The organism is Prauserella halophila (assembly GCF_024171895.1).
Taxonomy (GTDB): Bacteria; Actinomycetota; Actinomycetes; order Mycobacteriales; family Pseudonocardiaceae; genus Prauserella; species Prauserella halophila.
In genome coordinates this window covers 316,300-329,614 of sequence record NZ_JAMTCQ010000008.1, presented here as the reverse complement: position 1 = coordinate 329,614, position 13,315 = coordinate 316,300, and the positions used below count along the sequence as shown (strand labels likewise).

The 13,315-nt window shown below is 69.4% G+C and carries 11 protein-coding genes; 7 read left to right on the top strand and 4 right to left on the bottom strand.

What is annotated here, in order from left to right:
- Positions 1–86 precede the first annotated feature (86 nt).
- On the top strand, positions 87–971 hold the full coding sequence (pucL, locus tag LY41_RS01755) for a factor-independent urate hydroxylase (RefSeq protein ID WP_253862040.1): 885 nt from the start codon (positions 87–89) through the stop codon (positions 969–971).
- A gap of 123 nt (positions 972–1,094) precedes the next feature.
- On the opposite strand, the gene LY41_RS01750 is transcribed toward pucL, so the two are convergent.
- Positions 1,095–1,868 carry an IclR family transcriptional regulator gene (locus tag LY41_RS01750; protein WP_253862039.1) on the bottom strand — a complete coding sequence of 258 codons (774 nt, stop codon included), beginning with the start codon at positions 1,866–1,868 and terminating at the stop codon, positions 1,095–1,097.
- A 334-nt stretch (positions 1,869–2,202) separates the two neighbouring features.
- On the opposite strand from LY41_RS01750, the gene LY41_RS01745 reads away from it, so the two are divergent.
- Genes LY41_RS01745 through LY41_RS01735 form a run of 3 tightly spaced genes read left to right on the top strand, consistent with a single transcriptional unit; the run spans position 2,203 to position 5,917 of the window.
- The gene (locus LY41_RS01745; protein ID WP_253862038.1) at positions 2,203–3,660 is read left to right on the top strand and encodes an NAD(P)-dependent malic enzyme; all 1,458 of its coding nucleotides are present in this window, start codon (positions 2,203–2,205) and stop codon (positions 3,658–3,660) included.
- Positions 3,657–5,024 carry a DUF6986 family protein gene (locus tag LY41_RS01740; RefSeq protein WP_253862037.1) on the top strand — a complete coding sequence of 456 codons (1,368 nt, stop codon included), beginning with the start codon at positions 3,657–3,659 and terminating at the stop codon, positions 5,022–5,024. Before LY41_RS01745 ends, LY41_RS01740 begins: the two co-directional genes overlap by 4 nt.
- A gap of 44 nt (positions 5,025–5,068) precedes the next feature.
- Complete coding sequence (locus tag LY41_RS01735; protein WP_253862036.1) at positions 5,069–5,917, top strand: bifunctional allantoicase/(S)-ureidoglycine aminohydrolase; 849 nt, start codon at positions 5,069–5,071, stop codon at positions 5,915–5,917.
- Between the two features lie 346 nt (positions 5,918–6,263).
- Here LY41_RS01735 and LY41_RS01730 read toward each other — a convergent pair whose 3' ends face one another.
- On the bottom strand, positions 6,264–6,494 hold the full coding sequence (locus tag LY41_RS01730) for a hypothetical protein (protein ID WP_253862035.1): 231 nt from the start codon (positions 6,492–6,494) through the stop codon (positions 6,264–6,266).
- 5 nt (positions 6,495–6,499) lie between these two features.
- Positions 6,500–7,138 (bottom strand): TetR/AcrR family transcriptional regulator, encoded by a 639-nt coding sequence (locus tag LY41_RS01725; protein ID WP_301296606.1) that lies wholly within the window; start codon positions 7,136–7,138, stop codon positions 6,500–6,502.
- A 269-nt stretch (positions 7,139–7,407) separates the two neighbouring features.
- On the opposite strand from LY41_RS01725, the gene LY41_RS01720 reads away from it, so the two are divergent.
- The gene (locus LY41_RS01720) at positions 7,408–8,805 is read left to right on the top strand and encodes an MFS transporter (RefSeq protein WP_301296468.1); all 1,398 of its coding nucleotides are present in this window, start codon (positions 7,408–7,410) and stop codon (positions 8,803–8,805) included.
- Positions 8,806–9,199: 394 nt separating this feature from the next.
- On the opposite strand, the gene LY41_RS01715 is transcribed toward LY41_RS01720, so the two are convergent.
- Positions 9,200–10,930: a nucleobase:cation symporter-2 family protein gene (locus LY41_RS01715; protein WP_253862032.1), complete on the bottom strand. Its 1,731-nt coding sequence runs from the start codon at positions 10,928–10,930 to the stop codon at positions 9,200–9,202.
- 486 nt (positions 10,931–11,416) lie between these two features.
- On the opposite strand from LY41_RS01715, the gene LY41_RS01710 reads away from it, so the two are divergent.
- Both LY41_RS01710 and LY41_RS01705 read left to right on the top strand, forming a co-directional pair.
- Entirely contained in the window at positions 11,417–12,253 is an 837-nt protein-coding gene (locus LY41_RS01710) for a hydroxypyruvate isomerase family protein (RefSeq protein WP_253862031.1), read from the top strand.
- Positions 12,159–13,274 carry a 2-hydroxy-3-oxopropionate reductase gene (locus tag LY41_RS01705; RefSeq protein ID WP_308292186.1) on the top strand — a complete coding sequence of 372 codons (1,116 nt, stop codon included), beginning with the start codon at positions 12,159–12,161 and terminating at the stop codon, positions 13,272–13,274. The genes LY41_RS01710 and LY41_RS01705 overlap by 95 nt, the downstream gene beginning before the upstream one ends.
- Positions 13,275–13,315: the final 41 nt, after the last annotated feature.

Here is a 13,315-nt window from a genome sequence, read left to right as displayed (position 1 = left end):
GGCGCGGTCCGGCAGCGAGGGGTACCCGTCCCCGCGGTGTCCGCCGGCGGCTGGCGCGGGACATTCTTCGAGAACAGGAGCACGCGATGAGCGCTGTGAAGCTCACGAGTAACCAGTACGGCAAGGCCGAGAACCACGTGGTCCGGGTGTACCGGGACACCCCGCGCCACGAGCTGCGGGACCTGAACGTCTCCTCGCAACTGCGCGGCGACTTCCGGACCGCGCACACCGAGGGCGACAACGGGCACGTGGTCCCCACCGACACCCAGAAGAACACGGTCTTCGCCAAGGCCAAGGAGGAGGGCATCGCCTCCCCCGAGCAGTTCCTGCTGACCCTGGCCGGCCACTTCACCTCCTCCTTCGACTGGGTCACCGGCGGCCGCTGGTCCGCCGAGGAGTACGGCTGGTCCCGCATCGACGGTCACGACCACTCCTTCTTCCGCTCCGAGCCGGAGGTCCGCACGGCCGTACTGGTGCGCGAGGGCAGCGACGACCAGGTGGTCGCGGGCTTCTACGGGCTCACCGTGCTCAAGACGACCGAGTCGGGCTTCGTGGGCTATCCGAAGGACGAGTACACGACGCTGCCCGAGACCGAGGACCGGGTGCTGGCCACCGACATCGCCACCCGCTGGCGCTACAACACCACCGACGTGGATTTCGACGCCGTCTACCGGCAGGTGCGCGGCATCATCCTCTCGACGTTCACCGACCACTACTCCAAGGCACTGCAGCACACGCTGTACCAGATGGGGCAGAACGTCGTCGACGCCGTCGACGAGATCGAGGAGATCCGCTTCTCCTGCCCGAACAAGCACCACTTCGTCTCGGATCTCTCGCCGTTCGGGCTGGAGAACCCCAACGAGGTGTTCTACGCAGCCGACCGGCCCTACGGCCTGATCGAGGCGACCATCGCGCGGGAGAAGGCGACCGAGCGCCCGGACGTCTGGGCCGCCGTCACCGGTTTCTGCTGAGCCGGAGCCGCCTCGTCGCCCGGGCGCGTTGCCTTCTCTGCGCGCGGCCGGGCGACGGCCGGACCGCCGGCGGGGCGATGTGCGGTGCGGCGATGTGCGGTGCGGTGCGGCGGAGCCGGGCGGTCAGACCTGGGCCAGGGCCTCGGAGATCTGTTCGGCGCAGCGCTGCAGCAGCGGCACGGCGCGATCGGCGAAGTCCTCGTCCACGCGGCTGGTCGGGCCCGAGACGGAGATCGCCAACGGCGTGGGGGCGTCCGGTATCGCCGTGGCGAAGCAGCGCACGCCGAGCTCCTGCTCCTGCTCGTCGACGGAGTAGCCGCGCTCGCGGATGCGGGCGAGTTCCTCCTCCAGGGCCTCGAGCGAGCCGATGCTGTACTCGGTGTGCGACGGCAACCCGGCGGTGTCGATGATCTGCCGGACCTGTTCGATGGGCAGCTGCGCGAGGATTGCCTTGCCGGCACCCGTGTCGTGGGTGTGGGCGCGGCGCCCGACCTCGGTGAACATGCGCATCTGGTGCGGCGAGGGGACCTGGTCGACGTAGACGACCATGTCGCCGTCGAGGGTGGCGACGTTGGCGCTCTCGCCGAGCTCCTCGACCAGCGTGCGCAGGTGTGGCCGGACGAGGGCGCCCAGTTGGCGTCCGGCGAGTTCGCCCAGCCGGGCCAGCTGCGGCCCCAGGGCGTAGCCCCGATCGGGCAGCTGGCGCACCACACCGATGCCGACGAGTGTCTTCAGGAGGCGGTGGATCGTGGGTACCGGCAGGTCCACGGCGGCGGCCAGCTCGCTGAGTGTGGTGCGGCCACCGGAGGCGGCGATCACCGAGAGCAGGTCGAAGACGCGCTCGACGGATTGGACTCCACCGCGCGTCGGCCGGTCGGCAGGAGTGCTGCTGACCATGGCTCGGCGTCCTCCTCGAATTTCGGGTGGGGCGCGGCGGGCTGCACCGGCACACTGATCGACTCTGGTATGTCCGACTCTATCCGGTGCCCCGCCGCGGTACCCCACGGGTGCTGGGCTGGGCTGCACGCCACATCTGAGTTATCGTAATGCGGAGAATAGAGTTCGTATCGCGGAATTGGATTCATCGCGGAGACACAGGTTCACTGCGGGAAACAGATGTTCTCCGCGGAAACAACGGCTCATCGCGGAAACAGTGGTTCCGAGTGGACGGGTCCCGGACGGGCCTCCCGTGGAACGACGATCCTTCTCGACCGGAAAGGCTCAACCCCTCATGACACAGCCGAGTCCCGGACACTCCATCACGCTGCGGGTGGCCACACCCGCCGGACCGGCGTCGGCCACCGATCTGGTGGCCGCGGTTGCGGATGCCGGCGCGGCGCTGACCGCCTTCGACGTCGTCGAGGCCGCACAGAACGAGCTGCTCGTCGACGTCACCTGCGACACACTCGGCGCCGAGCATGCCGCCGACGTCGCTTCCGCTCTCTCCGCGCTCGAGGGCGTGACGGTCAAGAAGTCCTCGGACCGCACGTTCCTGGTCCACCTCGGCGGCAAACTGGAATCGACGCCGAAGGCGCCGATCCGCACCCGGGACGACCTCTCCCGCGCCTACACTCCGGGCGTCGCGCGGGTCTGCCGGGCCATCGCGGCCAACCCTGACGACGCCCGCCGGCTGACCATCAAGCGCAACACCGTCGCCGTGGTGACCGACGGCTCCGCCGTGCTGGGCCTCGGTGACATCGGCCCCGAGGCGTCCATGCCGGTCATGGAGGGCAAGGCCGTGCTGTTCAAGGAGTTCGCCGGCGTCGATGCCTGGCCGGTGCCGCTCGACGCCCGCGACACCGAGCAGATCATCGAGATCTGCAAGGCTCTCGCCCCGGCCTACGGCGGCATCAACCTGGAGGACATCGCCGCGCCGCGCTGCTTCGAGATCGAGGCCCGGCTGCGCGAGGAACTCGACATTCCCGTCTTCCACGACGATCAGCACGGCACCGCCATCGTGACACTGGCCGCGCTGACCAACGCGCTGAAGGTCGTGGCCAAGCGGCTCGAGGACGTGCGCATCGTGGTCTCCGGGGCCGGTGCGGCCGGGCACGCCATCGCGGCACTGCTGCAGGCGGCCGGTGCGCACAACATCGTCGTCTGCGGCCGAGGCGGGGTGCTCGACCCGCAGGCCGACCACGCCGATCCCCACCGTGCCTGGCTGGCCACGCACACCAACCCGGAGGGCGTCACCGGCACGTTGAAGGAGGCCGTGGTCGGCGCCGACGTGTTCATCGGTGTCTCCGCGCCCGACCTGCTGGACGGCACCGACATCGCGGCGATGGCCTCGGACGCGGTTGTCTTCGCGATGTCCAACCCGGACCCCGAGGTCGACCCGGCGGTGGCGGGCCGCACCGCCGCCGTCGTGGCCACGGGCCGCAGCGACTACCCGAACCAGATCAACAACGTGCTGGCCTTCCCCGGATTCTTCCGCGGCCTGCTGGACGCCGGTGCCGGCGACATCACCGACGACATGCTGGTCGCCGCGGCCGAGGCGATCGCGGGGTGCATCTGCGCCGAGGCGCTGAACCCGCACCACATCATCCCGACGGTCTTCGAGCACGGGGTGGCCGAGCACGTCGCCGCCGCCGTGGCCGGGGCGGCGCGCCGGGATGCGGTCGCGGTGCGGTCGTCCGCGACCCTCGACGAGGACCACGCCCCGGTCGTCGCCGAAGGGGCGGCGGTATGAGCGCGCCGAGTTCTCGGCGGGTCCTCGACGAGGAGCTCGCCGCCGAGCTGGACACGCGACTGGCCGGCGTCGACGCCGAACTGGCTGCGCGCCACGACGGCGTCGCCGCACCCCAGCCGGTCCACACCGTCTACGTTCCCGCCGACTCCTGGCATCCGGGCCTGCCCGGTGAATGGGGCGAACGGGCGCTCACGGCTGTCGAGCGGCACGGCGGGATGCAGGCACTGGCCGAGCGTGTGCTGCGCGCTGCGGAGCAGGAGCCCGGCCTGGTGCGGACCGTCGGATCGGCCCCGGACTCGTCGTCCGGTACCGCCCGCGAACAGGCGGCCGCGGGACTCGCCGAGGCGGTGACCGCGAAGCTGCACACCGAACCGATCGAAGACCTGCGCCTGGACTTCGAAGACGGGTTCGGCGATCGGAGCGACGAGGACGAGGACCACTGGGCCGCGGAGGCCGGCCGCAGGGTCGGCAGGACCCCGGGAACACCGGCCCCTCGCCGGATCGGACTTCGCATCAAGTGCTTCGAGGCTCCGGTGCGCCGCCGCGCACTGCGCACCCTCGACCTCTTCGTGGCCCATGTGCTCGAGAACGCCGGCACGTGGCCCCGCGGTCTGGTGATCACGCTGCCGAAGGTCAGCACCCCCGAGCAGGTCACCGCCATGGTGGAGGTCTGTCGCAGGCTCGAACGGGCTCACGGCCTCGGCGACGGTGTCATCGGGTTCGAGGTCCAGGTCGAGACGCCGCGGCTGATCCTCGGGCCCGACGGGACCGTGCCGTTGGCGGCGGCCGTGCGCGCAGGTGAAGGCCGGGTCACGGGGCTGCACTACGGCACGTTCGACTACAGCGCCGCGCTCGGGGTGCCCGCGGAGCAGCAGGCCCCGGATCACCCCGTGGCCGACGTCGCCAAGCATCAGATGCTGCTGGCCGCTTCCGGCACCGGCGTGGAGATCTCCGACGGCTCCACCAACGTGCTGCCCGTCGGCGACGACGACGCCGTGCTCGCCGCGTGGGACCTGCACGCGGCGCTGGTGCGCCGCCAGCTGCAGCACGGCATCCGGCAGGGTTGGGACATGCACCCGCACCACCTGCCCACGCGGCACCTGGCGACGTTCCACTTCTTCCGCCGCGGTTTCGGCCCCGCCGCGGCCCGGCTCCGTGCCTACGCCCGCCGCGAGCACGGCGCGGTGCTCGACGAACCTGCCACCGCCATGGCGCTGGCAGGCCACATCCGCCGCGGACTCGACTGCGGGGCACTCGCCGTCGCCGACCTGGAGCGTTCCGTGGGCATCGACCGCGACGAGCTGGAACACATCACCCGCACCGGGCGAACGACCACGCCCGGCCGAGCACGTTCGGTTCCCTGACCGTGGCCTATCGAGGAAGTCGCCCTATCGAGGAAGGAGCCCCTGTGGCAGACCAGCGAGACGAATCGGAACGGCCGGCGGCCCCCACCGGCTACTACGCCCCGCACGGCGGCCACCCGCCGCAGACGGACCTGCTCACCGACCGGGCACGCGTCACCGAGGCCTACACGGTGATCCCGCGCGGGGTGCTGCGCGACATCGTCACCACGGTGTTGCCCGAATGGCGCGACACCCGTGCCTGGGTCCTGCACCGGCCGGTGGCCGGCGGAGCGGTGACGTTCTCGCAGACCATCCTCGAGATCGCCCCGGGTGGCGGCTCCGATGCTCCCGAGCCGCAGCCGGAGGTCGAGGGCATGCTCTTCGTGATGGAGGGCGAACTCGACCTGACCCTCGACGGCGCCGCGCACCGGCTGGGGCCCGGCGGGTATGCCTTCGTGCCGCCTGCGGCGGCCTGGACGTTGCAGGCGGTCGGTGACGAGCCAGCCCGGCTGCACTGGCTGCGTAAACGGCACCAGCCGCTGGCCGGGAGGCCACCGCAGGCCGTCGTCGGCCGGGAGCAGGACATCGAGCCGAGTTCGATGCCGGGCACCGACGGGCGCTGGCGTACGACGCGGCTGCTCGACCCGAAGGATGTCGCCTACGACATGCACGTCAACATCGTCACCTTCGAGCCCGGCGCGGTGATCCCTTTCTCCGAGACCCACGAGATGGAGCACGGGCTCTACGTGCTGCAGGGCAAGGCCGTCTACCGGCTCAACGAGGACTGGGTGGAGGTCCAGGAGGGCGATTTCCTCTCGCTGCGCGCCTTCTGCCCGCAGGCCTGCTACGCGGGCGGTCCCGGCCCCTTCCGTTATCTGCTCTACAAGGACGTCAACCGGCAGGTGATGTTGTAACCGCGACGCCAGACTGACGCGCCGCGTCGTAGCCGCCGGCTCTGTGCCGGATTCGTCGCCGGTTCGTCGCGGCGGTCTGTTGCGCCCGGGTCGATGTTTCGTACATCGGCCCGGGCGTTGTCGTGTCGGCACTGCCGTGTGGGCACTGCCGTTGATGGACTGTCGTGCCGGAACTGCCGTGTCGGCACCGTCGTTGATGGACTGTCGTAGATGGACCGCCGTTCGCCGGAGCAAGACGGGTTCGGGAGCGTCGTGTTCGCGGGTGTGGCGTGCGTGTCCGCAACACCTGCCCCGGAAGTCGGGAGATCTTCCTAAATGGGGCGTGCCAGGGGCGCGCAGGAGGGAGTCAGGCGCTGACGTCGGGATAGACGTCGGTGTCGAAGAACAGGATCGGGGGATTGCCGTTGGTACTGCCTGCCAGTCTGGGACGTCCGCGGGGCGTGAACCCGTGCTTGACGACGTCGTCGGTGACTTCGGCCTCGAGTGCCTGGTCGTGTCCGCCTTTGCGGTAGAGCTCCAGCAGTCGGCGGGCTTCCTCGCGGCTCTCGGCGGTGATTTCGGTGCGCGTCAGGGGCATGTCGTTCAAGTCCTGCCTGTTGGGTGACTTGGTGGCGTTGCCAGTCCGGTGTCGGCGAGCAGTGCATCGAGTCCGCGCTCGAACAGGTCCGCATCGCTCCAACGTTGTTCGTCCAGGTGTCCCGACGCGGTCAGGGTCGGATACCGGTCGGGGTCTGCAGTGATGAGATCTCGGGCCTCGCCGCGCGTCGCGGGATCGCCGGTTTGATGCCAGGTGGCCTCGGTCAGTGCGGATCCAATGACGAAGTTGGCCAACAGTCGAGTCCTCACGGTCAGCTCACTCTCGCTCATGCCGCTGCGGGCAAGTGAGGCCTGCAAGAACTCGGTGCGGGCCAGCACGTTGGGCCCCAACATGGGGCGGCCGATCAGCGCCGGTGCCCAGGAATGGGCCAGCATCACCTCGCGCCACCGACTGACGAGGGTGCGAACGTCAGCCCGCCACTCATTCGTCTTCTCGGGGAGCTGCACCTCCGCGAAAACCCGGTCCAGGGCGAGGTCGAGCACATCGTCCTTGGTCTTCACATGCCAATACAGCGCCGTCGGCGTGACCTTCAGCTCTTGGGCAAGCCGACGCATCGTCAGTCCGCCAGTCCCGGACGTATCCAGCAGCACCACGGCCGTCTCCACGATCTGCTCCCGAGTCAAGGGCGCTGCGCGTCGAGCGCGATCAGGCTCCTTTCTCAACCAGACCGTCCCGGAGGACGCTGCTGTCGCGACGTGCGGCGTTACGTCGCGCTCTGCCCCTTCGTCAGCGGGCCCGCCAAATCCAGTGGCATTCATACCGCTCATCCTATTACGGTGTTCTGGAAATGTAACAGTGTTAAATAAGATCATCGTCGGGGAGTGCTGTGCCTGTGTCGACTGCCTCACGTCGTCAGTGGTGGGTCCTGGCGACAGCCGGGCTCGCCCAGCTCATGGTCGTGCTGGATTCCACGGTGGTGACGATCGCGCTGCCCTCTCTCCAGGCCAGCCTGGGCATGAGCGACGACTCCCGGACCTGGGTGGTTTCCGCCTATGCGCTGGCGTTCGGTGGTCTGCTGCTCCTCGGCGGCAGGCTCAGCGACACCTTCGGTGCGCACCGTGCGTTCGTCTGGGGTCTGGTCGGGTTCGCCGCCGCCTCCAGTCTGGCTGGCCTGGCCCCGAACGCGGCGCTGCTGTTCGTCGGCCGCGGCGCGCAAGGAGTCTGCGCCGCACTGCTTGCCCCGGCCGCGCTAGCGATCATCTCCGCGACCTTCACAACTCCACGCGAACGAGGAGTGGCCTTCGGTGTCTACGGCGCACTTACCGGCGCTGGAGCCGTTCTCGGTCTGTTACTCGGCGGCTCACTCACCTACTACCTCGACTGGCGTTGGTGCCTGCTCATCAACATCCCGATCGCTGTAGTCGCCTTCGTCGGTGCTCGTCTCGTCATCGCACAACAGCCCGCCTCGCGGGTTCCGCTGGATCTGACCGGGACGGCAACCAGCGTTGCTGGTTTGACTGCACTTGTCTTCGCGCTGACCGAAGTCCCACGCAGAGGATGGGGCGACATCCTCGTCGTCGCACTCCTCGGCTTCGGGGCCGGGATGCTGGCCGTGTTCGTCCTCCTCCAGCGCATCAACACACACCCCCTGTTACCGCTTCGGATCCTTATCGACCGCACACGGGGCGGGGCGTTTCTCGCCATCGGTCTTCCGCAGCTCGCGCTCTTCGGGTTCTTCCTGGTGCTGACCTACTGGTTCCAACAACTGCTCGGATACACGCCGATCCAGGCCGGGTTCGCCTTCCTGCCACTCGCAGTAGCGATCGCGATCGGGTCCACAGTCATCGCAAGCCTCCTCGCGACCCGACTCTCCCCGCGGCAGATCATCGTCCCTGGGCTCGCCGTGATGGCGGCAGGCATGGTCGTCCTGATCGGCCTCGACCCCGACAGTCCTGGGCTCTACCTTTCCCGATTCCTCCCAGCCGAGATCCTCATCGGGTTCGGCCTGGGCTGTGCGATCGCACCCTCGGTGGCCGCGGCGACCGACGATCTTGGACACGACACCGGCGCGGCCTCGGCCGCGGTCAACGCCGTGACCCAGGTCGGCGGCTCTATCGGCACCGCACTCCTCAACACCGTTGCGGCCGCGGCGACCTCGTCCGCCTCGTCCGCGCTGGCCACCACCGCCACGGCCCAAGAGCTGCGTGCTGCCACTATCGAAGGATTCGATGCCGCGCTGGCTACAGCCGCAGCTCTCCTGGTCCTCGCCGCGATGACAGTGTTCCTGATCATGCCCGGCAGCAGACCCACGCGATCCCGGAACCCAACCGTCGAGTCGACGCCAGGCTGACGCGCCGCGTCGTAGCCGCCGGCTCTGTGCCGGATTCGTCGCCGGTTCGTCGCGGCGGTCTGTTGCGCCCGGGTCGATGTTTCGTACATCGGCCCGGGCGTTGTCGTGTGGGCACTGCCGTTGTGGGCACTGCCGTGTCGGCACCGTCGTTGATGGACCGTCGTTCGCCGGAGCAAGACGGGTTCGGGAGTGTCGTGTTCGCGGGTGTGGCGTGCGTGTCCGCAACACGGGCCCCGGAATCCGCAACACGGGCTCCGGAATCCGCAACACGATCCCCGGAAGGCGCAACACGGGCTCCGGAAGGCGCAACACGAACTCGGGGGCCGAGGTGCGTTGCGCACCTCGGCCCCGAGTGTTCGCCGTCCCTTCCGGGTCGGCGTTGTGGGTGGCCGGTTCAGTCCTGGCGCTCGGCCGTGCCGTGGCCCCGGGGCTCGCGCCGAGCGTGGGCTGCTTCCCGTACGGCACCTGCCTCCTGCGTGGTGCCCGCTTCGCCGGAGAGTCGGGCGTCGCCGACGTCACCGGCGGGGTGCGGCGCCGGCGGCTCGTCTCCGTCGGAGGCGAGCACCCCGGGGACCTGGCTGGTGTCGGTGATGTCCCCGCACTCGATCTTCGCGCGGACCTCCTCGAGCTTGTCGTCCGGTACGAGCGGGACCTCCTCGCCGTCGCAGTCGACGAACCGCCCGTCGACGAACACGTCGCCCTCGCGCAGGTCGCGCAGGTCCGAGGGGGACAGCACCCGTACGGGTTTGGCGGCGAACACCGACGGGTTGCGGGAATTGCCGGCGGTGAGCTCGTTGAACAGCAGGTTCAGCAGCACCGCCATGATGGCGGCCGACGAGATGCCGGAGTGGAAGATCGTCTGGAACCACTCGGGGAAGTGGTGGTAGAAGTCCTCCTTCACCACCGGGATCATCGCGAACGCCAGCGACGTCGACACGATGATGAGGTTCATGTTGCCGTCGTAGGACACGCTGCGCAGATTCCGGATGCCGGATCCGGTCACCGTGCCGAACAGGACGACGCCGGCCCCGCCGAGGACGGGCATGGGGATCGCCGAGATTACCTGCCCGAAGATGGGCAGCAGCCCCAGGGCGATCATGATCACGCCGCTGCTGGCGACCACGAAGCGGCTCTTGACCCCGGTCAGTGCCACCAGGCCGACGTTCTGGGCGAAGGCGGACTGGGTGAAGGAGCCGAACAGTGGCGCGGCGGCCGAGGAGAGCATGTCGGCGCGCAGGCCGTTGGCGATCCGGCGACGGTCGACCGGAGTGCCGATGATCTCGCCCACGGCGATGATGTCGGCGGCGGTCTCGGTCTTGATCACCAGGATGACGATGGTCATCGAGATGATCGAGGCGATGTCGAAGGTCGGTACGCCGAAGGCCAGGAACTCCGGGGCGGCGATCGGCGAACCGGTGCCCACGCCGCTGAAGTCCGTCAGCCCCAGGAACGCGCCGACGACGGTCCCGCCGACGAGTCCCAGCAAAATGGACAGTCGTGACAGTGTCGCCGAGCCGACTTTGCTCAGCAGCAGGATGATCGCGAGCGTGAGGAAGGCCAGGCCGATGTTGGCGAGGGAACCGTAGTCCTCGGACTCGGAGTCGCCGCCCATCGCCCAGTTCGCGGCCACCGGTACCAGCGTCAAACCGATGGCGGTGATGACCACACCGGTGACCACCGGTGGGAAGAAGCGGATGATGCGGGCGAAGAACGGCGCCACGACGAAGCCGAGGATGCTGGCGGCGACGATCGAGCCCGCCACGGTGGCCAGGTCGTTGCCGGGGCCGGCGAGGATCGCCACCATCGTCGCGACCGAGGCGAAGGACACGCCCTGCACCAGCGGCAGTTTGGAGCCGAGGAAGGGAAGTCCCACGCTCTGCAGCACCGTGGCCAGACCGCCGATGAACAGGCTCGCGGTGACGAGTACGGCCGTACGTTCGGGACTCAGCCCCGCGGCCCCGCCGATGATCAACGGGACGGCGATCAGTCCGCCGTACATCGTCAGCACATGCTGCAGCCCGAACGTGGCGAGTTGGCCGAGGGGCAGCCATTCGTCCTCCGGCTGCTCCGAGGAGGCCGGGATCATCCGTCGGCTCCGCGCGCCCCGGGAGGTCTTCTTGCTCATCATTGAGCACCTTTCTGAGGTGTTGTACCGGCCGTCGCCGGTGCCGCACGGCGGCGGTGGGGTTCGCCGCAGTGCGGGCGCCGGAGGCTGTGGGCGGCGGCCCGGCACAGTCGAAGCGTCAACTCCGCGATGCGATACTGACATTCCGTATAGTGATTGAGTCGCCCGGCGCGGTCAACAGGCGATGTCGCGGCGCGGTGCCTGCGGAGCGAACAGCACGTCGTCCGGCGGTGGGGGCATCCGTGGCGAAATCCGTGCCGGATCCGGCTTTTTCCTGGACACGGCAATTCTGGCAACAGGTGCAGCGTGTGCGCGCACTCGGCCGGAGGGTGTCCCATGTCCACTCGTCGCCTGCCTGTCGTCGGCAGCTCGACAGGGCGGGCGGTTGACCGCGCTTCACTCGCCGCCCTATTCTTTTTCATCTAGTGGAGATAAGTTTCCACATTACGGAGTTCACGGATCGGACAACCCCCACAGGAGGTCTTCATGGCATCGCGGTTCGACGCCACCTCACCCGAGAACTACATCCTCAACTGCTCGACACTGCTGACCGAGCACGCAGTCGTCGATCGCGCCGACGCCGCGGCCCGCGCCGGCTTCTCCCGCGTGGAGTTCTGGTGGCCGTTCGACGGCGAGCCCCGTCCCGCCGACGCCGACGTCGACGCCTTCGTCGACTCGCTCTCGGCCGCCGGGGTCTCCCTGGCAGGCCTGAACTTCTGGGCCGGGAACATGGCAGGCGGCGACCGCGGGATGGTGTCGGTGGCAGGCCACCGGTCCGAGTTCGCCGACAACGCCGCCCTGGCCGCCGAGATCGGCCGCCGCACCGGCTGCACGGCGTTCAACGCCCTCTACGGGCTGCGCCAGGACGACCAGGAGCCGCAGGCCCAGGACGAGCTGGCCGTCGAGAACCTGCTCACCGCCGCGCAGACGGTGGCCCCCCTCGGCGGCACCGTTCTCGTCGAGCCGGTGTCCGGAGCGGACGCCTACCCGCTGAAGACCGCCGCGGATGCGCTCGCCGTCATCGAGAAGGTCCATCGAGCCGGGGCGACCAACGTCGCGCTGCTGGCGGACTTCTTCCACCTGGCGATCAACGGCGACGACGTCGCCGCGGTCATCGAGCAGCACGCGCACCGGTTCGGCCACGTGCAGATCGCCGACGCCCCGGGCCGCGGCGCCCCGGGAACCGGTGAGCTGCCGCTGCAGGAATGGATCGACCTCGCCTACGCCCGTGGCTACGACGGCGCCGTGGCCCTGGAATACAAGCAGGAGGAGGCGACCGCCTTCGACTGGCTCCGCAGGCCCGCGGGCACGTCCCGGGGCTGAGCACCGACCCGTGCGCGCCAGCCTCCACGCAGCGCACGGAGCGCACACCCAGCACGCACCCGCCCGCGCCGCGGCCGGCGCGGGAGATCCGTCGAGAGGACTGAACTCAATGAGCAAGAACATCGCCGTCATCGGACTGGGCATCATGGGCCTGCCGATGGCCGAGAACCTGGTGGGCGCGGGCTACTCCGTCACCGGCTACAACCGCTCCCCGGAGAAGGCGACGGCGCTCGCCGCCGCGGGCGGCACCGCCGCCGACTCGATCGCCAAGGCAGTCGCCCACGCCGACGTCATCATCACCATGGTCCCGGACTCCCCGGACGTGGAGGCCGTGCTGACCGGCGAGGACGGCATCCTCGCCCACGCCAGGGCAGGGGCCACCTGGATCGACGCCTCCACCATCCGTCCCGACACCGCCATCACGCTGGCGCAACAGGCTCGCGAGGCCGGCCTCAAACCCCTCGACGCGCCGGTCTCCGGTGGTGAGCAGGGCGCGATCGACGGCGCACTGTCCATCATGGTCGGCGGCGAGCAGGCCGACTTCGACGCCATGGCCGACGTCTTCGACGCCGTCGGCAAGACGATCGTCCGCGTCGGCCCCTCCGGCTCCGGGCAGACCGTCAAGGCCGCCAACCAGCTCATCGTCGCGGTGAACATCCAGGCGCTCTCCGAGGCGGTGGCGTTCGTCGAGGCCTACGGGGTGGACACGAAGGCGGCGCTGCAGGTCCTCGGCGGCGGACTGGCCGGCTCCAAGGTGCTCGACCAGAAGGGGCAGAAGATGCTCGATCGCTCCTTCGAACCGGGTTTCCGCCTGGAGCTGCACCACAAGGACATGGGCATCGTCACCTCCGCCGCCCGCGAGGCCGGCGTCGCGACACCGCTGGCCGCGTCCGTGGCGCAGCTGGTGGCCGCCACGGTCCGGCAGGGAGGCGGTCACCTCGACCACTCCGGGCTGTTCACGCTCGTCGAGCAGCTCTCCGGCGGCTCCGGCTCCGCCGGGACCCCGCGGAACGCCGCCTGACCGGAGGGCGGATCCGTGGTCGCATCCCACTCATCCAGCCA